Origin of the sequence: Pseudorhizobium halotolerans (genome assembly GCF_902153235.2) — a bacterium.
GTDB lineage: Bacteria > Pseudomonadota > Alphaproteobacteria > Rhizobiales > Rhizobiaceae > Neorhizobium > Neorhizobium flavum.
Genome location: NZ_CABFWE030000011.1, coordinates 432064 through 456339, shown reverse-complemented (window position 1 = coordinate 456339; position 24276 = coordinate 432064). Strand labels below are relative to the sequence as shown.

The 24276-nt window shown below is 61.5% G+C and carries 23 protein-coding genes and 2 riboswitches (1 of these 25 only partly in view); of the genes, 8 read left to right on the top strand and 15 right to left on the bottom strand.

Annotation, left to right across the window (positions count from 1 at the left end; translation table 11 throughout):
- Positions 1-4: 4 nt before the first annotated feature.
- Entirely contained in the window at positions 5-1042 is a 1038-nt protein-coding gene (cobW, locus tag FN060_RS17555; RefSeq protein ID WP_142589208.1) for a cobalamin biosynthesis protein CobW, read from the bottom strand.
- Positions 1039-1431, bottom strand: coding sequence for a DUF1636 family protein (locus FN060_RS17550; RefSeq protein WP_172973542.1), 393 nt, complete (start codon positions 1429-1431; stop codon positions 1039-1041). Before FN060_RS17550 ends, cobW begins: the two co-directional genes overlap by 4 nt.
- A gap of 100 nt (positions 1432-1531) precedes the next feature.
- Positions 1532-1735: riboswitch (cobalamin riboswitch) on the bottom strand.
- 59 nt (positions 1736-1794) lie between these two features.
- Positions 1795-1985: riboswitch (cobalamin riboswitch) on the top strand.
- Positions 1986-2021: 36 nt separating this feature from the next.
- On the opposite strand from FN060_RS17550, the gene FN060_RS17545 reads away from it, so the two are divergent.
- The 4 genes from FN060_RS17545 to FN060_RS17530 are packed head-to-tail and all read left to right on the top strand — an operon-like array spanning position 2022 to position 5026.
- Positions 2022-2198 carry a CbtB domain-containing protein gene (locus FN060_RS17545; protein WP_142589206.1) on the top strand — a complete coding sequence of 59 codons (177 nt, stop codon included), beginning with the start codon at positions 2022-2024 and terminating at the stop codon, positions 2196-2198.
- A gap of 11 nt (positions 2199-2209) precedes the next feature.
- Positions 2210-2956, top strand: coding sequence for a CbtA family protein (locus tag FN060_RS17540; protein ID WP_142589205.1), 747 nt, complete (start codon positions 2210-2212; stop codon positions 2954-2956).
- Entirely contained in the window at positions 2953-3567 is a 615-nt protein-coding gene (gene cobO / locus FN060_RS17535) for a cob(I)yrinic acid a,c-diamide adenosyltransferase (RefSeq protein WP_142589204.1), read from the top strand. Before FN060_RS17540 ends, cobO begins: the two co-directional genes overlap by 4 nt.
- Position 3568: 1 nt before the next feature.
- On the top strand, positions 3569-5026 hold the full coding sequence (locus FN060_RS17530; protein ID WP_142589203.1) for a cobyric acid synthase: 1458 nt from the start codon (positions 3569-3571) through the stop codon (positions 5024-5026).
- Here FN060_RS17530 and cbiB read toward each other — a convergent pair.
- The gene (cbiB, locus tag FN060_RS17525; protein WP_142589202.1) at positions 5010-5978 is read right to left on the bottom strand and encodes an adenosylcobinamide-phosphate synthase CbiB; all 969 of its coding nucleotides are present in this window, start codon (positions 5976-5978) and stop codon (positions 5010-5012) included. The genes FN060_RS17530 and cbiB overlap by 17 nt on opposite strands.
- 25 nt (positions 5979-6003) lie before the next feature.
- On the opposite strand from cbiB, the gene cobD reads away from it, so the two are divergent.
- Positions 6004-7005 carry a threonine-phosphate decarboxylase CobD gene (cobD, locus tag FN060_RS17520; RefSeq protein WP_244665844.1) on the top strand — a complete coding sequence of 334 codons (1002 nt, stop codon included), beginning with the start codon at positions 6004-6006 and terminating at the stop codon, positions 7003-7005.
- Here cobD and FN060_RS17515 read toward each other — a convergent pair.
- From FN060_RS17515 to FN060_RS17505, 3 genes are read right to left on the bottom strand one after another with little or no spacing between them, the layout of a single operon-like run.
- Positions 6995-7996 carry a P1 family peptidase gene (locus FN060_RS17515; protein ID WP_142589200.1) on the bottom strand — a complete coding sequence of 334 codons (1002 nt, stop codon included), beginning with the start codon at positions 7994-7996 and terminating at the stop codon, positions 6995-6997. The two genes, cobD and FN060_RS17515, sit on opposite strands and share 11 nt — an antisense overlap.
- A 3-nt stretch (positions 7997-7999) precedes the next feature.
- Entirely contained in the window at positions 8000-9541 is a 1542-nt protein-coding gene (gene amaB / locus FN060_RS17510) for an L-piperidine-6-carboxylate dehydrogenase (protein ID WP_142589199.1), read from the bottom strand.
- 58 nt (positions 9542-9599) lie between these two features.
- Entirely contained in the window at positions 9600-10883 is a 1284-nt protein-coding gene (locus FN060_RS17505) for an NAD(P)/FAD-dependent oxidoreductase (protein ID WP_142589198.1), read from the bottom strand.
- 97 nt (positions 10884-10980) lie between these two features.
- On the opposite strand from FN060_RS17505, the gene FN060_RS17500 reads away from it, so the two are divergent.
- Together FN060_RS17500 and FN060_RS17495 are read left to right on the top strand one after the other, a co-directional pair.
- Positions 10981-11880: a LysR family transcriptional regulator gene (locus tag FN060_RS17500; RefSeq protein WP_142589197.1), complete on the top strand. Its 900-nt coding sequence runs from the start codon at positions 10981-10983 to the stop codon at positions 11878-11880.
- Between the two features lie 84 nt (positions 11881-11964).
- On the top strand, positions 11965-12201 hold the full coding sequence (locus FN060_RS17495; protein WP_142589196.1) for an Lrp/AsnC ligand binding domain-containing protein: 237 nt from the start codon (positions 11965-11967) through the stop codon (positions 12199-12201).
- Positions 12202-12252: 51 nt separating this feature from the next.
- Here the strand turns inward: FN060_RS17495 and FN060_RS17490 are convergent, their stop codons facing one another.
- From FN060_RS17490 to epmA, 4 genes are all read right to left on the bottom strand, one after another.
- A complete protein-coding gene (locus tag FN060_RS17490) occupies positions 12253-12450 on the bottom strand; it encodes a hypothetical protein (protein WP_142589195.1) in 198 nt (65 codons plus the stop codon).
- A gap of 440 nt (positions 12451-12890) precedes the next feature.
- A complete protein-coding gene (purU, locus tag FN060_RS17485) occupies positions 12891-13775 on the bottom strand; it encodes a formyltetrahydrofolate deformylase (RefSeq protein WP_142589194.1) in 885 nt (294 codons plus the stop codon).
- 340 nt (positions 13776-14115) lie between these two features.
- Positions 14116-15165: a lysine-2,3-aminomutase-like protein gene (locus FN060_RS17480; protein ID WP_142589193.1), complete on the bottom strand. Its 1050-nt coding sequence runs from the start codon at positions 15163-15165 to the stop codon at positions 14116-14118.
- Complete coding sequence (gene epmA / locus FN060_RS17475; protein ID WP_142589192.1) at positions 15162-16232, bottom strand: EF-P lysine aminoacylase EpmA; 1071 nt, start codon at positions 16230-16232, stop codon at positions 15162-15164. Before epmA ends, FN060_RS17480 begins: the two co-directional genes overlap by 4 nt.
- A gap of 173 nt (positions 16233-16405) precedes the next feature.
- Here epmA and efp point away from each other — a divergent pair, with 173 nt between their 5' ends.
- Positions 16406-16975 carry an elongation factor P gene (gene efp, locus FN060_RS17470; RefSeq protein WP_142589191.1) on the top strand — a complete coding sequence of 190 codons (570 nt, stop codon included), beginning with the start codon at positions 16406-16408 and terminating at the stop codon, positions 16973-16975.
- Between the two features lie 76 nt (positions 16976-17051).
- Here the strand turns inward: efp and FN060_RS17465 are convergent, their stop codons facing one another.
- The 5 genes from FN060_RS17465 to FN060_RS17445 all read right to left on the bottom strand — a co-directional run.
- Positions 17052-18503: an efflux transporter outer membrane subunit gene (locus tag FN060_RS17465; RefSeq protein WP_142589190.1), complete on the bottom strand. Its 1452-nt coding sequence runs from the start codon at positions 18501-18503 to the stop codon at positions 17052-17054.
- A 116-nt stretch (positions 18504-18619) separates the two neighbouring features.
- The gene (locus tag FN060_RS17460) at positions 18620-21730 is read right to left on the bottom strand and encodes an efflux RND transporter permease subunit (RefSeq protein ID WP_142589189.1); all 3111 of its coding nucleotides are present in this window, start codon (positions 21728-21730) and stop codon (positions 18620-18622) included.
- Between the two features lie 52 nt (positions 21731-21782).
- Positions 21783-22988, bottom strand: a complete 1206-nt coding sequence (locus FN060_RS17455) for an efflux RND transporter periplasmic adaptor subunit (protein ID WP_142589188.1) — start codon at positions 22986-22988, stop codon at positions 21783-21785.
- A gap of 137 nt (positions 22989-23125) precedes the next feature.
- Entirely contained in the window at positions 23126-23728 is a 603-nt protein-coding gene (locus FN060_RS17450) for a TetR family transcriptional regulator (protein ID WP_142589187.1), read from the bottom strand.
- 32 nt (positions 23729-23760) lie between these two features.
- Positions 23761-24276: the 3' portion of a phosphoribosylaminoimidazolesuccinocarboxamide synthase gene (locus FN060_RS17445; RefSeq protein ID WP_142589186.1), read on the bottom strand. The gene runs 426 nt beyond the window's last position; 516 of the gene's 942 nt are visible here — the last part of the coding sequence; its start codon lies beyond the right edge, outside the window; the stop codon is at positions 23761-23763.

Here is a 24276-nt window from a genome sequence, read left to right as displayed (position 1 = left end):
AGCCTCAGGCGGCAAGCATCCTTTCGATGGCGGCGCGATCCATCCCCTTTTCGCCAATAACGACGAGGCGGCTTTCGCGCTTCTCGCCAGGCGTCCAGGCACGATCGAAGTAGTGATTGACGCGCGATCCTACTGCCTGGACCTGCAGGCGCATAGGCTTGTTGGTGACATCCACGAAGCCCTTGATGCGAAGCACGTTCTCTGCCTCGGCGGTGGCTGCGATCTTGCGCGCAAGCTCTTCGGCATCCGTCACGGAAGAGAGTTCCACCACGAAGCTGTCGAAATCGTCATGCTCGTGATCGAGCTCATCGTCATGATGGGTCTTGCGGTTCTCGATGTCGTCCTCGACGGCGAGGCCGAGGCCGATCAGGACCGCCGGGTCGACGGTACCGTTGGCGCTGACGACGATCTTCACCGCCCGTGGCAGGTGCGCTGCGACGCGCTCCCTTGCGGTTGACAAGCCGTCGCTGCCGAGGAGGTCGCTCTTGGTCAGCACGATCATGTCGGCGCATGCGATCTGGTCTTCGAAGACCTCCTCGACCGGATTGTCGTGGTCGATCGAATCGTCGGCCTGCCGTTGCGCCTCCAGTGCTTCATGATCGTCGGCCACTCTGCCTTCGGCCAATGCCAGTCCATCGACGACGGCGACGACGCCGTCCACCGTCACGCGCGCCTTTACTGCCGGCCACTGGAATGCCTGGACAAGCGGCTTTGGCAGAGCAAGACCAGAGGTTTCTATAAGGATATGATCGACGCGTGGCTCGCGTGCCAGGATCTGGTCGATCGCCGGCACGAAATCATCGGCAACCGTGCAGCAGATGCAACCATTGGCCAACTCGATGATGTTTTCTTCCGGGCAGCTTTCGATGCCGCAACCCTTCAGGACGTCGCCATCAACGCCGACATCGCCGAACTCATTGACGATGATCGCCACGCGCTTGCCGTCCAGGTTCTCGAGGAGGTGGCGGATCAGGGTTGTCTTGCCCGCTCCCAGGAAGCCGGTGACGACGGTGCATGGGACTCGCTTCAGGTTGACGCTCATACGGGCATATCCTCGTGATGATGGAAGGGTGGAATGCGCGCTGACATCCCGTTGCCGCGGAGGCAGGCGGGGCGGCCGCGAAGCGGAAGGAAGCCGCGCTCGTCGTCCGCAAGCATCATGGCGCCGGTGACAATGTCCTCGACATTTTCGACGCTCAAATGACCGAATACATACGACCATCCGGTGCGGTGGGAGAAGGCGACGCTAGGGCTCTTCTGGCAGTTTGCGAGGCAGGTTACCGGCTTGACGGTCACCGGCTTGTCCGCTGTCGCTTCGTGCAGGGCTGCGATCAGGGCGACGCCCGGACGCAAGTCGCTATCAGACGCATCACGGCAGTTCGTGCATACGAAAATGGTAACATTTGCTTTGCTGGATCGGTCGTCACACAAGGCCGCGTTCCTGCCAGAATCGATATTGGTGGGGCGCGGGACGACCAGCAATACCGATCGTCGTGATGTTGCGCCTCGCCCGGAGCACCCCGCCCGGAGAAGCGTATTTTCGTCGACGGCAGGTCTCCTGGCTCTCGGGTCCTGACCTCCTGCTGCCTTCCCGGGTTTGCCCAGTGGCTCGTTTGCAGTGGCTCGCCGATTACAGTTGCGGGGGCAGCCGCGGCATTGATCCTTTGGAGGATCGCACCGCATTCCCTTTTAGCCTGTTCCGTTGCCGGACAGGACCGTCTGGAATGTCAGTAAGCCTGCTGCGGCTCTCATGTCAATGCGGCGAAGGTGATTGCCCGGGCGACCGTTTTGGCTATAGTGACCTCTGTCGCTGGTGCCTGTTCGGGCCCAGAGGGAACGTGGTGAGACAAGAGGTCAATGCCACGGCTGCCCCCGCAACTGTAAGCGGAGAGCTCGCGTCCACAAGCCACTGGGAGATCCCGGGAAGGCGGGCGTCGAGTGCATGATCCGCAAGCCAGGAGACCTGCCGGCGGCGAGTGAAGATCAACGACCCTCGGGTGGAGGGTGAAAGGACAAGATCCATGACGACCAAATCGGCTTCAAACATTGCCGTGACCTCAACTTCCAGGACGCTCTCTCTCAGCATGTCCGCCCTGCTTGGGCTGTTCGCCGTGGGGTTTGTCGGCTTTTCACACATGGACGTAGTCCACAACGCTGCTCACGATTCGCGCCATTCTCTGGCCTTTCCCTGCCACTGAGGATTTCCAACATGTCGCTGTTTCGTAACATCGTTTTCACGGCGGTGGTCGCCGGCCTTTTGTCCGGACTGCTGCTGACGGCCATGCAAAGCTTCTCCACAATTCCCCTGATCATGGAGGCCGAAACCTTCGAAGGCGCCGGCGATCCTGTTGCGGCGGGCGAAGGGATTTCTGCCACGGAACCTGCTGCCCTGGAAGCCGAGGAAGAAGCCTGGATGCCCGCCGATGGCGCCGAACGCCTCATCTATACGGCAGGCGCAAACATGCTGGCTGGCATCGGTTTCGGTCTTGTCCTTTTATCCGTTGCAGAAGCACTGGGTGGCATCAGAGGTTGGCGCCGGGGTCTCCTGTTGGGGATTGCGGGCTTCGTGACCGTCAGCCTTGCGCCTGGCCTCGGCCTGCCGCCTGAGTTGCCGGGGATGCCTGCTGCCGAACTCGGGCCGCGTCAGGTCTGGTGGATGGCAACCGTGGTTTCGACCGGCCTCGCTCTCGGCCTGCTTGTCTATACCCGATCGGCGGGACTGGCGGCGCTTGCGATTGTGCTGCTGATCGCTCCGCATCTCGTTGGGGCGCCGCTGCCGGTGAGCCACGAGACTGCCGTGCCACACGAACTGCATGCGCGTTTCGTGAACGCGGTCTATGCGACCAACCTCGTCTTCTGGGCTGTGCTCGGTGCCTCCGCCGCGCTGTTGCGTGAGAGGTTCCGGTCCGGCGAGGACGTGGTTGCGGAGCACTCCGACCGCGTGGCCGTCCGGTGAAGCCGCTCGACGATGCAACAGTCGAGCGCCATCGGGCAAAGATGGCGAACCGCAAGGCTGTTCAGGATGCGGAAGTGGCCGAGAAGACCCTGGAGAAGGGTCTTCTCATGGTTCATACCGGCCCGGGCAAGGGCAAGTCGACGGCAGCCTTCGGGCTTGCATTGCGGATGCTCGGCAATAATCGCCGGGTCGGTATCGTCCAGTTCATCAAAGGAGCCTGGTCCACGGGCGAACAGCCGGCTTTTGCGGCGTTTGGAGATCGTGTCGTTTGGCACACCATGGGCGAAGGCTTCACCTGGGAGACTCAGGATCTGAAGCGCGACATCGCCGCGGCCGAACGCGCTTGGGACAAGGTGCGGGAGCTTATGGCCGACGACAGCATCGGCCTGCTGGTCCTGGACGAACTCAACATCGCACTTCGTTATGAATATCTCGACCTGGAGAGGGTTGTGGCGGAGCTGACGGCGCGACGACCCGATCTCCATGTTGTGGTGACCGGCCGGAACGCCAAGCCCCTGCTGATGGACGCTGCAGATCTGGTGACCGAGATGACGCTGGTGAAGCACCATTTCAAAGCCGGCGTGAAGGCACAGGCTGGTATCGAGTTCTGACATGGTCGCTCGGGCGCTGATGTTCCAGGGGACAGGCTCCGACGTGGGCAAGTCTCTGGTCGTGGCGGGGCTTGCCCGCGCCTTCACGCTGCGCGGGCTGAGAGTCTTGCCGTTCAAGCCGCAGAACATGTCCAATAATGCCGCCGTCACTGAAGACGGCGGCGAGATCGGCCGTGCTCAGGCCCTGCAGGCAAGAGCAGCCGGCGTTTCTCCGAGCGTCCACATGAATCCGATTCTGCTCAAGCCGCAAAGCGAGGTGGGTGCGCAACTGGTCGTCCAGGGGCGCGTGTCGGGGAATGCAAAAGCAGCGGAGTACCAGGCGATCAAGCCGACGCTCATGCCGCGGGTGATGGAGAGTTTCGGCATCCTGAAGGAGCAGGCGGATCTCGTTCTGGTGGAGGGAGCCGGCAGTGCTTCCGAGGTCAATCTCCGCCGCAATGACATAGCGAATATGGGTTTCGCACGTGAGGCCGATGTCCCGGTCATTCTGATCGGCGACATCGACCGCGGCGGCGTGATTGCCAGTATTGCCGGCACCAAGCTCGTCCTCCCACCGGATGACGCCCGGATGATCGTGGGTTTCATCGTCAACCGCTTCCGGGGCGATCCCTCCCTGTTTGCCGATGGGATGGCCACGATCAGCAGCCTGACAGGCTGGCAAGCCATCGGCCTGCTGCCGTTCTTCGCGGATGCGGTCCGTCTGCCTGCGGAGGATGCGCTTGGGGTTCACGAGGAAAGAACAAGGAAGACAGGCGCCAAGGTCAGGATTGCCGTTCCGATCCTGCCGCATGTCTCCAACTTTGACGATCTCGACCCGCTCGAGGCGGAGCCCGATGTGGACCTGATTCGTCTGCGGCCGGACCAGACCATACCCAGCGACTGTGATCTCGTGCTGCTCGTCGGATCCAAGGCGACGATTGCGGACCTTCAGGTGCTGAAGGCGAGCGGACTAGATATCGACATTCGCGCACATGTGCGCAGGGGAGGGCGGGTACTCGGTCTGTGCGGCGGTTACCAGATGCTTGGGCGTACCATCGCCGATCCCGAGGGCGCTGAAGGCGCGCCGGATCGCGTCGAAGGGCTCGGTCTGCTTCAGGTTGACACGGTGCTTGCCGGCGACAAGAGGCTGGAGTCGGTAACGGGACGAAGCTTCGACGATGAGCCGCTACAGGGATACGAGATGCACATCGGGCGAACCACTGGGCCTGATTGCGCGCGACCCTTTGCCGAGTTCTCGGGATCGACGGAGGGAGCCATGTCCGCGGATGGTCAGGTTGTAGGCACCTACCTGCATGGGCTCTTCACAAACGACCGCCAGCGGACGGCCTGGCTGCGGCGACTCGGTGCCGAACCTGCTGGGATAGACTATGAAGCTGGCATCGATGCGATCCTGGATCGGCTTGCAGCCCACATGGAACAGCATCTCGACCTGACAGGACTGCTCAGGCTGGCCAGATAGCCAGCGCTGCCAGCCCAAAGATCGTGATCAGCAGCGCGTCAGCCACCCGGGCGAGCCGTAAAGCGCGACGGATGTCGGAGGCATCGAGGTTCGTTCGGCCACCTTCGCCCATGAAGCGGGCCTCGATCATGTGGCCGCCATAGCTTCGCGGTCCAGCAAGAGCGACGCCCAATGCTCCGGCCATCGCTGCCTCTGGCCAACCCGCGTTCGGCGAGCGGTGGTATTTAGCATCGCGTCGAATGGCAGCGATTGCGCGAGTTGGCGAGGCCCCGGGGACCAGGCAGGCCGCGACGACGAAAAGTGCGCCGCTCAAGCGCGACGCGGGGAGGTTTACCAGATCATCGAAGCGCGCCGCCGCCCAGCCGAACGCCTCATGACGGGCGGTTCGATGACCGATCATGCTGTCGGCCGTGTTGATGGCCTTGTATGCTGCGCCACCCGCAAGTCCGCCGACACCGAGCCAGAATGCCGGGGCAACGATCCCGTCGGAAAAGTTCTCTGCAAGGCTTTCAATCGCTGCGCGACAGACCGCGGGTGAGTTGAGGTTCTCCGGATCGCGCCCCACGATCATCGAGACTGATCGCCGCGCGGCGGGCAGGCCTCCCGTCTCCAGCGCCGCTGCAACAGCCTCGACATGTTGCTCCAGGCTCCGCTGGGCAGGAAGACTGGCCGCAACAAACACGACCAAAATGAAGCCAAACGGGATGGCCAGCAGCAGGCTCTCGAGCACCAGCGACAGTGAAACAACCACTGCCAGGACAATGGCGAGAGCGAAGATGCCCCACAGCCTGCGATGCGCGGGCGTATCGCCCTCCCTATTCCATCGTGCATCCAGTACTGAGAAGAGTTTGCCAATCCAAGTGACGGGATGCCCGATCAGGCGATATACCCAGTCGGGATAACCGAAGACGCGTTCTGTCAGCAGGGCTAGGAATGCGAGAGAAAGGTACATGGAGCCGATGGCAGCTGGAATTTCCTTGGGCGGTAGAATCGAGCACGGCGGCAACCTTGCACGTGCCCGTGCGCTGTTTCCCGACGCGCCCGAGCCCTGGATCGATCTCTCCACCGGCATCAACCCGAATTCCTATCCGCATTCACCCCTGCCGGCCAATGCTTTCTCGAGATTGCCGGACCCGAAGGACCTGGGAAGGCTGAAGGAAGCGGCCGCCCGTTCCTACGGCGCACCGTCCGCCGCGCATGTCGCAGCGGGACCGGGCACGCAGATCCTTCTGCCCATCGTGGCGAGACTTCTAAAGAATGGGGGTAAAGCCGCGATCCTCTCTCCGACCTATGCGGAGCATGCACGGGCGGCTAGGTTGGCGGGATACGACGTAAGGGAGGTCAACGACCCCGAAAGGCTTCTCGAGGCGGATCTTGCAGTTACCGTCAATCCCAATAACCCGACCGGGCGGATTGTCCCTCGGCTGCAGCTTCTCGAAATCGCAGCGCATTTAAGTGGGAAGGGGAGGCTTCTGGTGGTCGACGAGGCCTTTCATGATGCCTCAGAAAGCGAGAGTGTCGCGGATGCTGTGGATAGCGGAGGACTGCTGGTGCTGCGGTCTTTTGGCAAGTTCTACGGGATGGCAGGCGTCCGGCTGGGCTTTGCGATTTCGCATCCCGATCTGGTGGCGCGAATGGAGGATGAGCTTGGGCCCTGGTCGGTCTCCGGGCCGGCGCTCCACATCGGCACCGAGGCGCTAGCGGACCGAGAGTGGCGACGCGTGATGCGCGAACGGCTTCACCGGAGTGCTGTTCGCCTTGATGCGTTGTTTGAACAATGCGGAGTACCGGTGGCGGGCGGAACATCCCTGTTTCGCTTCGTTCGTCACGCCGAGGCCCAGCGGATCTTCCATGCCCTCGGGCAGGAAGGCGTCTTCGTCCGACGTTTCGAAGATCGACCGGAGGAACTGCGCCTTGGGCTTCCAGCCGACGATCAATGGGGGCGTGTGGAAACTGCTCTGGCGAAGTTCACTTATTGACGCTGCTGCCGAAGCGATCTCGCCACGACGGCTGAGCGTTCGCCACCGGCAAAGCAGTTGCCTCGAAAACCCCGCGTGCGATGGCGCGCGAGGTAACCAGCGCCGCCAGATGGAGTATTTCCATCAGGTCCCGCGCCTCCTTCACCTCTTTCTCGGCGGTTGCCGCAGAAAACACAGTGTCGCCGTCAAAGGGCAGGTGAACCGGCACGATTGCACGCGCAAGGCCATCATGCGCAGCCAGTGACAGCCGGTGGGCCTGTGCCTTGGTCAGGATTGCATCGGTGACCACCACGCCGATTGTCGTCGCCGTGATGTTGACGCCCTTGATGCGCAGTCGGTTATCGGTGGGGAAGGGCAAGCCCAGTCCGCCAAACTCGTTGTTGACCTCGTACGGCGCTGCCCAGAAATGCGGTCCATCGCCAACGGTCGCGGAACCCAATGCGTTGGTTGCGACCAGTGCCGCGACGACATGGCCGCTGGAGGTCACTGCGCTGGCGGATCCCAGCCCGCCCTTGACCGTTGCTGTCGTCGCCCCCGTGCCGGCACCCACTGTACCAAGAGGGAAAGCGCCGCCCGTTGCCGCCTTGAATGCTTCATAACCCATGTCGCGATAAGGCGAATGAAGGCCCCAGCTCTTGTCGCCGCCGTTCAGGAGGTCCATCAGGATGACCTGCGGGACGATGGGAACACGAACGTCACCGACGGGAAAGCCGCGGCCGATCTCCCGCAGGCCCGACTGGACCCCACCGGCGGCGTCGAGACCGAACGCGGAGCCGCCCGACAGGACGAAGGCATCCACTGTCTCGACCGTCATCGAAGGGTCGAGGAGCGACGTCTCCCGTCCTCCGGGAGCGCCGCCCAGGACTGTCCCCGAAGCGATCGCCGGCTTGTCGAAGACAACCGCCGTCACGCCTGAGCCGAGAACGAGATCAGTGGCGTGGCCGACGGCCACACCCTCGATATCGGTCAGGAGGTTGAGCGGTCCCGGCATGCCTCAGATGACGTCGAACTTGACGCCCTGGGCAAGCGGGAGGGTGCGCCCGTAGTTCAAGGTATTGGTTGCACGACGCATGTAGGCCTTCCAGGCGTCCGAGCCGGACTCGCGCCCGCCGCCCGTTTCCTTCTCACCTCCGAAGGCGCCGCCGATCTCGGCACCGGAGGGGCCGATGTTAACGTTGGCGATACCGCAATCGGAGCCTCGGTCGGAAAGGAAGGTTTCGGCCTCGCGCATGTCATTCGTGAAGATGGATGAGGAGAGGCCCTGCGGCACGTCGTTGTGAAGCCGCAAGGCATCCTTGAAGTCGCTGTACTTCATGACATAGAGGATTGGCGCGAAGGTTTCTTCCAGAACGGGTCCGGTCTGTGTTGGCATCTCGATGATTGCGGGACGGACATAGTATGCGTCCGCGGCGTCATCCTGATTTACCCTTTCGCCGCCGGTCACTTTGCCGCCGGCGGACTTGGCGGCATCCAGCGCCTTCTGCATCTTCTCGAACGCTGCCTTGTCGATCAGCGGTCCTACGAGGTTGCCAACTTCGAGCGGGTTGCCGATGGTGACCGACTGATAGGCCTTGGCGAGCCGCGGTACGAGCGTTTCGTAGACGCTGTCATGGACGAAAAGGCGCCGCAGCGTGGTGCAACGCTGGCCAGCCGTTCCCATGGCGGCGAAGGCGACACCCCGGAGCGTGAGGTCGAGATCTGCCGTCGGAGCGACGATGGCCGCGTTGTTGCCGCCCAGTTCGAGTAGCGAGCGCGCAAAGCGTTGCGCCAGACGCGGGCCGACCGCTCGGCCCATGGCCGTGGAACCGGTTGCGGAAACCAGCGGTACCTTCTCATGGTCTACCAGCACCTCGCCGATCTCCCGTCCACCGATCAGCAAGGTGGAAAGGTTCTTCGGAGCCGTATTGCCTTCGGCGACGTAGCGGGAAAGGGCCCGTTCGAAGATCGCCTGGGTTGCCAGTGCGGTCAGCGGTGTCTTCTCGGAGGGTTTCCAGACCGTTGCATTGCCGCAGACGAGCGCCAGCGCCGCGTTCCAGGACCAGACCGCGACCGGGAAGTTGAAGGCGGAGATGATGCCGATGGCGCCAAGCGGGTGCCATGTTTCCATCATGCGGTGATCGGCCCGCTCGGTCGCGATCGTCAGGCCGTAAAGCTGGCGGGACAGACCGACCGCAAAGTCGCAGATGTCGATCATTTCCTGAACTTCGCCCAGACCTTCCGAGGTGATCTTGCCGACTTCGATGGACACCAGACGGCCAAGGGCTTCCTTGGAAGCACGCAATTCCTCGCCCAGAAGGCGGACCAGTTCGCCCCGCTTCGGCGCCGGCACGAGGCGCCACTCGAGGAAGGCCGCATGCGCTTTTTCGATGGCTGCAGCGGCATCCGTGGCCGTGATCTCCGGAAGCCTGCCGATCTCCCGACCGGTGATCGGGGAGCGAACAGCAAGGGTCCCACCGGTATAGCTTTCGGACTTGATGCCGAGTTCGCTGAAGATCCTCTTTACGTCCTGGGCGAGATCGAGATTGGCAAGCGTCATGTCAGTCCTTCCGGATGTCGAATTGCGGTCAATGTACTGATCGGCGGCGCTTCTGCAATCAGAAGCGCTCACCAGCCAGGTGCGCGACCTGCGCACCGAGTTCGTAATAGGCCTCCTTGACCGAGCGGACCGCCGGTAACTTCGGATCGATGATCGGCAGCGGCAGATCCTTCTCGGCAACGCGGCCGAGGATGTGCTCCGCAAGGATCTTGCCGAAGGTCGTGCCGGGGGAGATGCCGCGACCGTTATAGCCGCAGAAGCCGAGAACATTCGGCGCGAACTTGTGGAGGCGGGGCAGGGCGTTATGGGTCATTCCGATCATGCCATACCATTCGGCCTCGAAGGGGATATCGGCAATCTGCGGGAAGATCCGGCGGATGGATCGGCGAGCCCATGCCTTGTGAATGGATGTTCCGGTGCCGCGCAAGGCGCCGACGCTGCCGAAGACCAGCCGGCCCGCCTGGTCCATGCGAAACGAGGAGAGGATTTCCCTGGTGTCCCAGCACCCTTCGCGGCCGCGCAGGATCAGCTGTTGCTGTTCCCGGGGCAGCGGAGTGGTGGCGAGATTGAAGTAGGGGAGATAGACCTGCTCCTTGCGGATGACTTCCCACGGGCCGGAACTATAGGCTTCGCTGGCGACGATAACCCAATCCGCCCTGACCTCACCCCGAGCGGTGCGCAGGACGTGGGCGCCGCTCTGTTCCTGATGATCAAGTACCGCACTCTTGCTGTAAAGCCTGGCACCCGCGTCGATGGCGGCCCGTGCTAACCCGCGGGCATAGGCAAGGGGCTGCAGGGTGCCGGCCCGCATGTCCAGCATGGAGCCAGCATAGGCAGCGGACCCCACTCGGCGTTCGGTCTCCGCGGCATCCAACAGGGAGACCGGTGCACCGCGCTTCTGCCATTGCGCCGCCCGTTCCGCGAGTTCCTTCAGCCCCTCGTCTCCGACAGCGAGATGCAGGGTCCCATTGCGCTCGAGCTCGCAAGAAATGTTGTGACGGTCGATGAGATCGCGCACGAGGTAGGGACCGTTACCGAGCAGTTCCAGCAAACGCTCTCCGTACTGCGGTCCCAGTTCCTTCGGAAAATCGTCCGGCATGACCCACATGCCGGCATTGATCAGGCCGACATTGCGCCCGGCTCCCCCGAAGCCGAATTCCTGAGCCTCCAGAAGCACAACATCCGTCCCGGCTTCGGCAAGATGCAGCGCCGCGGACAGCCCTGTGTATCCGCCGCCGACGATCACGACCTGAGCGGTTACGCCTTCCCGCAGCATTTCTGTGGAGGGTGCTGGTGGTGCAGTCATTTCCCACAGTCCGTGGGAGCGCGGGTCATTGAGCATTGCAAAGGTTCCGGATGAATTCCAAATGGACTTTACAGAGGCGGCACCAGGGTGAATATCGACAGTTTCTCAATAGGTCATTCAACGGAGGAATGACGTGCTGCCGCCCAGGCGATTTCTGCCCTCGTTCTCTCTGCTGGCTGCCTTCGAGGCTGCTGCCCGCACCGGCAGCATCACTGCGGCTGCCAACGAGCTTGGCCTTACCCAGAGCGCCGTCAGCCGTCAGATATCATCCCTTGAAAAGCAACTGGGGGTCCCGCTTTTCCGACGGGAGCGGCAGACGATCAGATTAACCTTGGCCGGTGACGGATATGCCCGCGAAATACGGGAGGCGCTTCGGCGCATTTCCACTGCCTCCCTAAACCTGCGGGCCCATCCGAAAGGGGGCGTCATCAATATCGCTGTCCTTCCGCTGTTCGGCGCCCGCTGGCTCGCGCCTCGGTTGGGCCGTTTTCTGGACCGTAATCCGGAAGTGGCGGTCAACCTGATCAGCCGCCTTGAGCCCTTCGATTTTCGCTTCGACTCGATAGATGCTGCCATCCATTTCGGCGAGGGGCGTTGGCCAGGAGCGGAACTGACCTTTCTGATGAAGGAGCAGGCGGTGGCGGTGTGCAGTGCCGACTTCCAGGCGCGCTTCGGACTGCGGCGCCCTGCAGATCTTCTGGAGGTGCCCTTGCTGCATCTGAGTAGCCGTCCCGACGCCTGGGAGAACTGGTTCGGGAGTGAGGGTGTTGGGTTTAATCAGCTTCACGGGATGCTGTTCGATCAGTACATGACCATAGTCGAGGCGGCGGCAGCCGGAATGGGGGCTGCACTTCTTCCGTCATTCCTGATCGCGCCCGAGCTCGATACGGGCCGTCTGGTGATGGCGACGGATGCAAGACCCCAGGAGACGGGGAGTTATTATCTCGCCCATCCTGCCGAGCGGGCTGATTATCCGCCATTTGCCTCGTTCAAAACATGGCTCTTGAACGAGGCCGGCGGGGAGGGGGCGTAGGCCCGGGTTGAAGTGGACGAAGGCATGGGCCAATAGTTGATCAAAAGCGTGCCCTCGCGGCCGCGGCAACCGATAGGACAGAACATGAAGCCGATCTTCGTTCAGCTCAGATGCAAGCCAGGAAAGACGTATGAGGTGGCAGACGCTATCTACAAGACCGAACTGGTGTCCGAACTCTATTCAACCAGCGGTGACTGGGATTTGCTGCTCAAGATCTACATCAAGGACGGTGACGAGGTCGGGCGCTTCGTCAACGAGAAGATCGCAGCAATTCCGGGGATAGAACGATCTTTGACGACGCTCACCTTCACGGCGTTCTAGAAGAAGCGACGCCGCCCGATCTCCGGGAGGGCGTCGCGAGTGAAGCAGGCGCTAGACATGGATTGCCGCGTCGGCATTGCGGGCGCGCACCAAATCCCGGATGGCCAAGCGGACCTCGTCCGCTGATGTGAACCGGCGTTCGTCGAGATCGATGACGTGGAACTTGACGGCGATGAACTTCAGCCTGTCTTCGTCCGGAACGACGATCCCTACCGGCTCGCCACCGTATTCAATAACTTGCTTCTGCATGAGCAGACTCCTCTGTGGCTGTCGGCGACAGCTCTGACGAATGAATTTTTCTGGAAAGGGTGATCCGGATCGTTACATTCGACAGCACATGAGAGACGCAAGCTCCGTGCCATTCACTTTGAACGCTACCTGACGAAAGGTGGCGACGCGCGTCATATCAAACATGTCACTCTCCCTAAGTGGTTGCGTTTCTGCGGGCGAATGCAAATCGCCAACAATCCGGACGCTAACCCGGATTGGATTCATCGGCAACGAAAATCACCTTAGAGAGGATATTTTTCTTTCCGATGACAGAACTACGGCGGGAATGAGGATTCTATTGCGCATCCACCGCGGCACTGCCAGAAATAGATAAGGCCACAGGACGCGCCTGCAAGGCTTGCGGGAGGATAAATGTCAGTTCCGCCCGCAGGTCTCCTGCTGCTGCTCCGTGTGCCTTATCAACCCATCCGCTCTGATGCGTAGCTTCCGGGGCTTGGCGGAAATACGATCGTGCGGTTACCGTTCAGGAACACCCGGCGGTGGATGTGGGCATGAATTGCGCGGGCAAGAACCTGGCTCTCCACATCCCGGCCGAGGGAGACGTAATCATCCGGGCTTTGCGCATGGGTGATGCGCACGGTTTCCTGTTCGATGATGGGGCCTTCGTCGAGATCGGCGGTGACATAATGCGCCGTCGCGCCGATCAGCTTCACGCCGCGCTGGTAGGCCTGCTTATAGGGGTTCGCACCCTTGAAGCTTGGCAGGAATGAGTGGTGTATGTTGATAATCTTGCCCGACATCTTCGCGCACAACTGGTCGGAGAGGACCTGCATGTAGCGGGCGAGAACGATGAGTTCGGTGCCGGTCTGCTCGACCAGTTCCAGGAGTTGCGCTTCTGCCTGCGGCTTGTTCTCCTTTGTCACCTTGATGTGGTGGAAGGGGATGTCGTGATTGACCACGACCTTCTGATAATCGAAGTGGTTGGAAACCACGCCCACGATGTCGATGGGCAGCGCGCCAATCTTCCATCGATAGAGTAGATCATTGAGGCAGTGACCGAAGCGCGACACCATCAAAAGGACCTTCATCCGGTCGGAGGCGTCGTAGATTTCCCAGTCCATTCCAAACCGAGCGGCGACGGGTTTAAATCCCTCCACCAGTTGGGGATGAGTTGCTTCCTCCTCGGAGATGAAGGAAATGCGCATGAAGAACTTGCCGGTATCGAGGTCGTCGAACTGCGAGGAATCTATGATGTTGCAGCCCTTTTCCGCCAGGAATCCTGAGATGGCGGCAACGACGCCACGGGTCGAATCGCAGGTTACGGTCAGGACATAGCTCGTCATAGAATTCTCTCCGACATCCCAGTAAGGGAATTGTATACATCAATGTGGCGCCCGATCAATTCCACTGCCTCGAATCAGGTGTGGCCGCATGCGCCCAAGCACGGAGCATACTAGGGTCTCAGCTTTTGGCCGTGAAGGTTCCCGATTGGTAACGCTGGACGGCCTCCTGAAAATATTTGTCTTATCCCGGGGAAGCGTCCGGAGGTGGCGGCCCCGCAGCGACCATTGCTTCGCGATAAAGCGAGTTTATGCCGTTGTTCGAAGGCGCTCACCGAGAAGAGGATATGCGCAGTTAACGTCGTCGGTCTGAGGTATGTATACAACTGGGTTTGGTAGCTACTCAGGGATTCGGCGGGTAAACGTGCTCCGCGCCTGAGAAGTCGGTCACTCGATAGGCTCCTTCTTCGGCGCGGATCGCACATTCGCCGATCGGCGCCTTTCCGTGGCCGCCGGGGATGTCGAGCACATAGGTCGGCTGACAAAGGCCGGATAGCCGTCCGCGGAGGGCGGCCAGAATGCGCTGCCCTTCGGCAATATCGAGGCGAAAATGGCTCGTGCCGGAGGCGAGGTCTGGATGATGCAAGTAGTAGGGTTTGACGCGCGTCTCGATGAAGGCCCGCATGAGGTCCGCCAGAAGCGCTGGGTCATCGTTGACGCCCTTGAGGAGGACGGTCTGGCTGACCATCGCGATACCCCGATCGATCAGCCGCGCACAGGCGGAGCGAGCCGCTTCCGTCAGCTCCCGGGGATGGTTTGCATGAAGAGCGATGTAGGCGGTCTTGCCACTGGCCATGAGGGCGTCGATGAGATCCTCGTTCACCGCCCAGGGGTCGACGACAGGCACCCTCGTGTGGAACCGCACTATCTTCACATGCGGGATGGTGGACAGGCCCTGCATGATCTCTCGCAGCCGGCGGGGGGACAATACAAGGGGATCGCCGCCGGTAAGGATGACCTCCCAGATCTCGCGGCGGGAGCGGATATAGGCGAGAGCAGCCTCCAGTTCCTCGGGTGTCATCATGCCATCGCCGTGCGGCCCGACCATTTCCCTTCGGAAGCAGAAGCGGCAATAGACCGGACAGACATGCACCGCCTTCAGTAGCACGCGGTCCGGGTAGCGGTGCACCAACCCTCTTACCGGGGTGTGAGTATGGTCTCCGATCGGATCGGCGCGTTCTTCCGGCGTGGTTTCGAGTTCGCGGGCACTGGGGACGAACTGCCGGGCAATCGGATCATCCGGATCGGCAGGATCGATCAGCTTCGCCACATCCGGAGTGATTGCCAGTGCGTACCGTCGCGTAACCTCTTCGATGTCTTCTAGTTGGGCGGGACCGGCGAGTCCTGCTTCAACAATATCTTCCGCCGACTTGAGTGTGGTGGATCGTGTCATTGTGGTGGTTCCGCCACTGGAGCCCACATCACCTGGTCGATCCGACTCGCGCCTGTCGCAAGCATCACGAGGCGGTCGAACCCCAAGGCGGCACCGCTTGCTTGCGGCATGCCCTTCAAAGCCACCAGAAAGTCCTCATCTATCGGATAGCTGTCTCCGTAGATACGCGCCTTCTCGGCCATCTCATGCTCGAAGCGTCGACGTTGCTCGGTGGCATCGGTGAGTTCGCCGAAGGCATTTGCGAGTTCAACGCCGCACGCGTAAAGTTCGAAGCGCTCGGCAACCCGCAGATCATTCGGCGAAGGTCGCGCAAGCGCTGCCTCGGCCGCGGGATACTCGCAGAGGATCGTGGGCCGCTCCAAGCCAAGGTTCGGCTCGATCTTCGCCACAAGGACGCGGCTGAAGAGATCGGACCAGGTATCGTCATCGGCAAACCGGATACCCGCCTGGGCGAGCCCGTTGGCTAGTTGTTCGCGGTCGGTCTGCCCATCGTCTGTGATGGAGGCGAGAAGATCGATACCTGCAAAGCGGTGGAAAGCCTCCGCCAGCGTGATGCGCTCCGGTTCCGCAAAGGGATCTATACTGGCGCCTCGATAGCTGAAGCGGCGCGTCCCGGCTGCCTCTGCTGCCAATGCCAGCAGATCGGCGCAGTCGTCCATCAGTCTCCGGTAGTCCGCATCAACGCGGTACCACTCCAGCATGGTGAACTCCGGGTGGTGAAGCGGACCGCGTTCGCGATTGCGATAGACGTGGGCGAAGCAGAAGATTCGCCGTTCCCCAGCGGTCAGCAGCTTCTTGCATGCAAATTCGGGAGACGTGTGCAGATAGAGGGGAGACGCTTGCCCGTCGATCGTCACCGCCTCTGTCACAAAGGCATGAAGATGCGTCTCGTTTCCTGGCGAGACCTGAAGCGTGGCGGGGTCGACCTCAATAAAGTCCTCGCCGTGAAAGTGTCCACGCAGGCTGGCCTGTATGCGATTGCGCGCCAGGAGGAACGGGCGACGGTCGGCATGCACCTGCGGCTCCCACCAGGGAGAGCGACCGGATGTGGAACCTGAGCGGGGCATGCGATGATCCTGATCGTCAGCTTTTATGGGGTGCCTTGCCGGCCGAGGCTTCCTATTTGGCGGTTTTTGAGCTAGGTGCGCCGAGAAAGTCTTATCCGTCCGCCGGATCGGCCTGTCGGTCCTCTACGACGCATCTCCGGCGGTGACAAGCCGGCAGCTAAAAGGGAATACTCATGGTCAAGGTCATCGCTTCCTCCGTCCGCAAGGGCAACGTCCTCGATGTGGACGGCAAGCTTTATGTGGTGCTCACGGCGCAGAACTTCCACCCGGGCAAGGGCACGCCCGTCACCCAGGTGGACATGCGCCGCATCGTCGACGGGGTGAAGGTTTCCGAGCGCTGGCGTACGACCGAGCAGGTCGAGCGCGCCTTCGTGGAAGACGTCAACTTCCAGTTCCTCTACGAGGATGGCGAGGGCTTCCACTTCATGAATCCGGAGAGCTACGACCAGGTGGTCGTCGATGTCGAGACGATGGGTGATCAGAAGGCTTATCTCCAGGAAGGCATGACCTGCATCCTGTCCATCCACGAAGGCCTGCCACTGGCCGTGGAGCTGCCGCGGCACGTGACGCTGGAGATCACGGAGACGGAGCCGGTGGTGAAGGGGCAGACCGCTTCATCGTCCTACAAGCCTGCCATGCTCTCGAACGGGCTTCGCACCATGGTGCCGCCGCACATCAACGCCGGCACCCGCGTCGTGATCGCCACGGAAGACAATTCCTACGTCGAGCGCGCCAAGGACTGAGCGACAGCCCACCAGTGAAAAGAAAAACCTCCGGCGCGGGAGCGCCGGAGGTTTTTTGTTGCCTAAGATGCTTCCGTTATTTCGTCGGCATGGCGGTGGCTGAGGCAACTACGGCCGCAGCTGGCGCGCCATAGGCATAGCCGCCGCCCATTGCGACGTTCAAGGCGACGAAATCCTGCGCCATCTGCTGGACGGCCTGTGCGAGATTGGCCTGGGCCGTCGAAACCTGCCGCTGTGCATCGAGTACGTCAAGCAGCGACGAGGCGCCATCGCGATAGCTGGCCGTCGCCAGGTCAAGCGCCTCCTCGTAGGAGCGGACGGTATTGCGAAGGGCATCCACCGTCCGCGCGTCGCGCGCTACGGCGGCGAGCGCGTTCTCGACCTCCTCGACCGCCCCGAGCACGGTTTCCTTCCAAGCGAGGTAGGACTCGCGTGCGGAGGATTCGGCGCTGCTCAAGTTGGCTTTGAGTGCGCCGCCGTCGAAGATCGGCAGAGAGAGGCCGGGTCCGAACGACCAGCTCAGGATCCCGCTTTCCGAGCCGCCCGCGATGCGGGTGTAGGAGGGACGGATCGAGCCGCCCAGGGTGATCGCCGGATAGAGCTGCGCCTCCGCGACGCCGATCTCGGCGACCGCCGCTGCCAGCTGCCGCTCGGCAGCGCGGATGTCCGGACGGTTGCGGATCAGATCAGCAGGAACGCCGGCGCTGACCTTGAAACGTGCCACGGGCTGACGGGCACCCTTCTGCAGTTCGGGAAGAAGGGAAGAGGCGGGAACACCAAGCAGGGTGGCAACCCTGTGGGCCGCCCGTCGGAACTGCGTTTCCAGGTTGGGCAACTCTGCCAGCGTGCTGTTCACCAGGCCTTCCGACTGTACGACGTCAAGGCGCGAGGCGGCTCCGGCCTCCAATTGCAGACGGGTCAGGTCGAGAGTCTCACGGCGCGAAGAAAGGTTCTGGCGCGCCAGCGCGATCCGCTCCTGATAATAGCGCACGTCGATATAGGCCGATACCAGCTGCGACAACAGTGTCAGCCGGGCGACATCGACGCTTGCATATGCAGCGTCCAACTGAGCCAGTGCGCTCTGCTTGGAACGCTTGTAGCGGCCGAAGAGGTCGAGGAACCAGGAGGCGTCCAGCGAACCGGCGACAGTCGTCTGCGCGGAAGTCGATGAGGGGCTTAGAGGGCCGCCGATGTCCTCGGTTCCACTCCGCTCCGCCTGCGCACCGAAATCAAGCGAGGGCAGGGCTCCTGCTCCGGCCTGGACAACGCCTGCCCGAGCCTGATTGATTCGCTCGAGCGCTTGCAGAACGTCAAGGTTCTGCGCGAGACCCTGATCTACATAACCATTGAGCCGGCTGTCGCTGAAGGCCGTCCACCAGGCTACCGTGGAAACGTCACCATTGCTGGTCCTCGAGCCCTCGGCATACTTCGCGGGGAGGGCGATTTCCGGTGGACTGTGCTCAGGACCAACAACGCAGCCGGAGAGGAGGAGCAAGGCGAGCGGAGCCGCTGCGTGGATCAATCTCATAATCTTTGTCCCAAATGCCCTATCAGAAAAAGAATGCGACGGCACCGTCTAAGCCGACTCCCCGTCTGGACCGAAAGCCCGCTCGCGAGGACACGCTACTCATTCGTTAACGGATGTCACGATGTCATCTCGCCTTTTTCACGCTTTGATAACCGCCTGACCACAACAAAGAAGGACGGAACGAAGAAAATTCCGAGCAGTGTTGCAGAAAGCATACCCCCCAGAACACCGATACCGATGGCGTTCTGCGCCGCAGAACCGGCGCCGGTCGCGATGGCCAGGGGCACGACGCCCAGGATGAACGCGAGCGACGTCATGATGATCGGGCGCAGGCGAAGACGGGCTGCTTCAAGCGTCGCCTCGATCAGGCCCTTGCCCTGCTCTTGCCGGTCCTTTGCGAATTCAACGATCAGGATCGCGTTCTTCGCCGCAAGGCCGATGGTCGTGAGCAGCCCTACCTTGAAGTAGACATCATTCGCCTGGCCAAAGAGATAGGCAGCCCCCAAAGCTCCCAGCACGCCGACCGGAACAGCGAGTATCACCGAGAAGGGCACCGACCAGCTCTCATAGAGCGCTGCAAGGCAAAGGAAGACGATCAGCACCGACAGCGCGTAGAGAAGTGGCGCCTGCGAGCCCGACAACCGCTCCTGATAAGAAATGCCCTGCCACGCAACCGAATAACCTCCGGGAAGCCCGGCCGTCAGCCGCTCCATTTCGTCCATCGCCTGACCTGTGCTCACGCCGGGGCCAGCAGCGCCCTCAAGGGAAATCGCGCTGGTGCCGTTGTAGCGGGCAAGCTGCGGTGTGCCGCCTACCCATTGGACGGTGCTGAACGAAGAGAACGGCACCATCTCGCCTGCGCTGTTTCGCGCGTACCAGTATTTCAGGTCGTCCGGCTGCATCCTGAACGGAGCGTCCGCCTGCACGTAGACCGGCTTCAGTTCGTTGTTGAGCGTGAAGTCGTTGACGTCGCGCCCGGCAAAGATGGTGGCGAGCATCGAGTTGACTGTCGCGAGATCAACCCCCATCGCCCCGAGCTTTTCCTGGTCGAGCAGGATCTTGAGCTGGGTCTCCGAACGCTGGCTGTTGGTGCGTAGCGAGCTGATGTTCGGATTTGTCGTCGCCGTCTGCATCAGTTCCTGCGAGACGGCAGTGAGTGCATCGTTGCCGTTGCCCCCGCTATCCACAAGATACATGGAGAAGCCGCTCGACGTCCCGAGACCCTGGATCGCAGGCGGAAGGAGCGCAAAGACCTGTGCGTCACGCAGCGTGAAGAAATAACCGCTTGCGCGCTGCACGATCTCCGCCGCTGACTGGCCAGGGCCCGTCCGCTGATCGAAGTCGGTCAGTTTCGTAAATACGATCGCGTTGTTCTGGCCACTGCCGCCGAAGCTGAAACCGAGAACGCCGAAGACGTCAGACACATTCTCTTTTTCCTGTTCAAGAAAATATTGCTCGACCTGCTTGACGACCGCGTCGGTCCTCGCCGTCGTTGAGCCGGCCGGCGTCTGGACGATGGTCAGCAGGACGCCCTGGTCTTCCTGCGGCAGGAAGGACGTCGGCAGGCGGCTGAAGAGCCAGGTGCAGCCGGCAACGACGAGAGCGAAGACCACCACGACCCGCAGGGGACGCTTGAGAAGGTACCCGATGGTCGAGACATAGCCCTTGGTGGAGCGGTCGAAGCCACGGTTGAACCATGCGCCGATGCCGCGACCCTTCTTGTGATGGTCGATCGGCTTCAGCATGGTCGCGCAAAGGGCCGGGGTCAGAACGATGGCAACGACGGCGGAGAGCAGCATTGCGGACACGATCGTGACCGAGAACTGGCGGTAGATGATGCCGGTGGAGCCGCCGAAGAAGGCCATGGGAATGAACACGGCCGTGAGGACGAGGGCGATGCCGATGATCGCCCCGGTGATCTCGCCCATGGATTTCTCCGTCGCCTCCAGCGGCGGCAGCCCTTCTTCGTCCATGATGCGTTCGACGTTTTCAACAACAACGATTGCGTCGTCCACCAGAAGGCCGATCGCCAGCACCATGGCGAACATGGTGAGCGTGTTGATTGAGTAGCCGGTGAGGGCCAGGATGCCGAAGGTACCAAGCAGCACCACTGGGACGGCGATCATCGGGATCAGCGTCGCGCGAAGGTTCTGGAGGAAGATAAGAAGCACGACGAAGACGAGAATGATCGCCTCGATCAGAGTGTGCACGACCTTCTCGATGGAGAGTTCGACGAAGGGGGTCGTATCGTAGGGGTAGGTGATTTCCACGCCTTCGGGCAGGGTAGGAGCGATCTCCGACAGGGCAACCTTCACACGATCGGCGGTATCCAGCGCGTTCGCGCCCGTCGCCAGATTGACGGCGAAACCGGTGGAAGGAAGGCCGTTCTGCCGCGAGCTCGAACCATAGCTTTCCTGCCCAATCTCGACACGTGCGACGTCGCTCAACCGTACCGTCGCCCCGTCCTGCTCGACCTTGAGGATGATCGACTCGAAGTCGTCTACGGTCGTGAGCTGGCTCTGGGCGGTCATGGTAACAGTCAGCTGCTGGCCCGCCACGGACGGCTGGCCGCCGAGGGAGCCCACCGACACCTGCGTATTCTGCGCCTGAATGGCGGATGTCACATCCGTGGGGGTAAGCTGATACTTCTGCAGCTTCAGCGGATCCAACCAGACGCGCATGGCATAGCCGGAGCCGAAGATGTCGATGCTGCCGACTCCTTCAAGCCGCTTGATCTGGTCTTCGATGCTGGTCGTGAATACATCCCCGAGATCCACGGAACTGCGCTTGCCGTCGGTGGACACGAGGGCGCCGACCATCAGGATGCTCGACGTCGAGCGCGTCACAGAGATTCCCGCCTGCTGAACAACGTCGGGAAGCTGCGATTGAACAAGCTGCAGCTTGTTCTGCACCTGCACCTGGGCGATCTCCGGATCGACCGTGGTGCCGAAGGTCAAGGTGATCGAGGCGCTTCCAGTGCTGGATGACGACGTCATGTACGTCAGGTCATCGAGGCCCGTCATGCCGTCCTCGATGATGCTGGTGACCGATTTCTCGACGGTCTCCGCACTTGCGCCCGTATAGAAGGCGCTGACGCGAACGGTGGTCGGGGCGATGTCCGGATACTGCGAGATCGACAGCGTCGAGATCGCGAGCGCGCCGCCGAGCATGATGACGATTGCGATGACCCAGGCAAATACGGGCCGCCGGATAAAATACTTGGCCATTTGAAAATCCCTTGGCGCTGGGCTTACGGCATCTCTGGAAGGATGAGGATTGTCACTGGGCGGCGGGTTCGGCGGCCGCGTCCGTCGGCGCGGTCACAACGAGACCATTTTCATCCACGGTGGCCTCGACGGGTGCAACCGTGGCGCCATCGCCGATCCATTGAAACCCGTCGACGATCAGACGGTCGCCTTCGGCGACACCATCGGTGACCAGCCAGTTATTGCCAGAAACCTGGCTCACCGGAAATACGCGGGTTTCCACCTTGTTGTCGTTCGTCGCGAACTTCGCAGAAAGCTCCCCCCGCGCATTGCGCGTGGCAGCTCTCTGCGGGATCAGGTATCCGGCTTCCGTGCCGAGAGTGACCTCCGCCCGTACATACATGCCGGGTAGAATGATCTCGTCAGGGTTTGGAAAAACCGCACGGATCTGGTAGGTCCCGGTTGTCTCGCTGACCGCCATTTCCGACATGTCGAGCTTGCCTGTGTGGGGATAGATGGTTCCATCCTCGAGCTTAAGGGTCATCTCGGCCTCGCTAGGATCGCCGGTCAGGCGTCCCGATGCCATTGCCGTGCGGAGCTCCAGGAGGTTGGTGCTGGATTCGGTGAGGTCTATGTAAATCGGATCGAGCTGGCGAAGCGTGGTTAAGGCATCAGTCTGGTTCGCCGTGACGATGTTGCCGATGCTCACGTTCGAGATGCTCGTCACGCCATCGAAGGGTGCACGGATCTTTGTGAGGTCGAGATTGATCTCCGCAGTCCGCAGTGCCGCCTTGGCCTGGGCAACGTCCGCCTCTGCCTGGAGCAGCGTGACGCGAGCGTTCTCGAATTCGATCTGGGTTGCACCGCTGTTCACCAGTCGCTCATAGCGAGCAAGGTTGGCCTGGGCGCTCGGAATCGAAGCCTCGGCCTTGGCGACGGAAGCGCGAGCCTCTGCAAGCGCCGCGCTGTACGTATCGTCCTCGATCTGGAAGAGCAGGTCGCCGGCCTTGACCACGCTTCCTTCCTTGAAGGCGATCTCGCGGATGGCGCCCGTGACACGCGGGCGGATGCCAGTTTCCTGGAAGGCCGCAGCCCGGCCCGGCAGAATGCGGGTGATGGGAAAATCCCCCTTCTCCATCGTCACAACGCTGACGGGGGTCGGAGGCCGCTCCTGCGCCGCGCTCCCTGCTGCAGGTGCGCTGCCTGACTGGTCTGCATCGCTGCAGGCTGTCAGGGCAAGCGACAGAAATAGAGGAAGGAGAAAACTACGTCTGTTCATCAGCGTCATCCAAAGACTGCGGCAATGTAATGTGGGCGGACCTCAGCCGCAAGAAACTGGCGGCCATGGTAAAATATGAGTGGCTTGAAAGCGGTTCAGGAAGATCCTGTTCTGGAAGTGACGTATATTGGAAAACGTCACTTTGCAAGCGGACTTTGCAATGCGGCATTGACGAGCCCTGCTATGCCCGCACAGCGGGCCTTCAGTTCCTCTTCGGTCGCTTCGGCGAGGAATACCGGGTGCAGAACGCTTGCGAAAGCCGCGCTGACATGCTGGGTCACGGCGTCGAGATCGTCGCAACGATAGACGCCGCTCTTAATCCCGGCGCTGATCACATCCCGAAAGAGTTCCTCGATGAGATCACGGTAGCGCTGGCCGCTGGCGAGATCGGTCTTCGGCATCAGGAAGATCAGTTCAAGGAAGAACGGGTTGTCGCGAATATCTTGGAGATGCGCCTCCATCAGTTTGCAGACGACCAGCGGCAGTCGCTCCGGTGCGGGCGCCGGATCATCGAAGCTGCCGAAGCGATCGACCATGCGGCGGACATGACGGTCGCATATCGCGTCCACGAGCGCCCCCTTCGTGTGGAAGTGCTTGAAGACGTTTGCGGGGGACATGCCCAACTGCTGAGCTATGTCCGCAATAGACGATTTGGCAATGCCCTGCTTCCTGAAAAGCACTTCCGCAGTTGCCAGGATGTCCTCTCGTGTCTCTTCCGCTTTACGTCTCGGTCTGCGCAATCGGTCCTCTTCTCGCTGAACGCGGGGCTGTCTTAGAAATAGGGCTGCAGGTTCTGCCGGATACGGTCGAGGATCGTCGCACCGCTCAGGTCAGGCTGGAAGCTTAGTCCGGTTATCTTCTCGTAGGCGCTCCGGTAGACGCTGGCTGTCGCCTCGATGAGCGTATCCGGGATGGTCGGTATCTCATCGGCATAAGGATCGCAGCGTTCCGCGACCCAGGCTCGCACGAAATCCTTGTCAAAGCTTTCGGGACGATCGCCGGAAGCAAATCTCTGCGGATAGCTTTCCGCCATCCAGTAGCGGCTGCTGTCGGGCGTGTGGATTTCATCCGCGAGGATGATCGTGCCGTCGGCATCAACGCCGAATTCGTATTTGGTGTCCGCCAGGATCAGTCCCTGTTTCGCGGCAAGGTCCTGGCCCCGTTTGAAAAGCGACAGGGCATATGTGGACAATGTCTCCCATTGCGATTGCGTCAGCAGTTCTTGCTCGAGGATCTGTCGGGGCGTCAGCGGCTCGTCATGGCCGCCGTCGAAGGCCTTGCTCGTCGG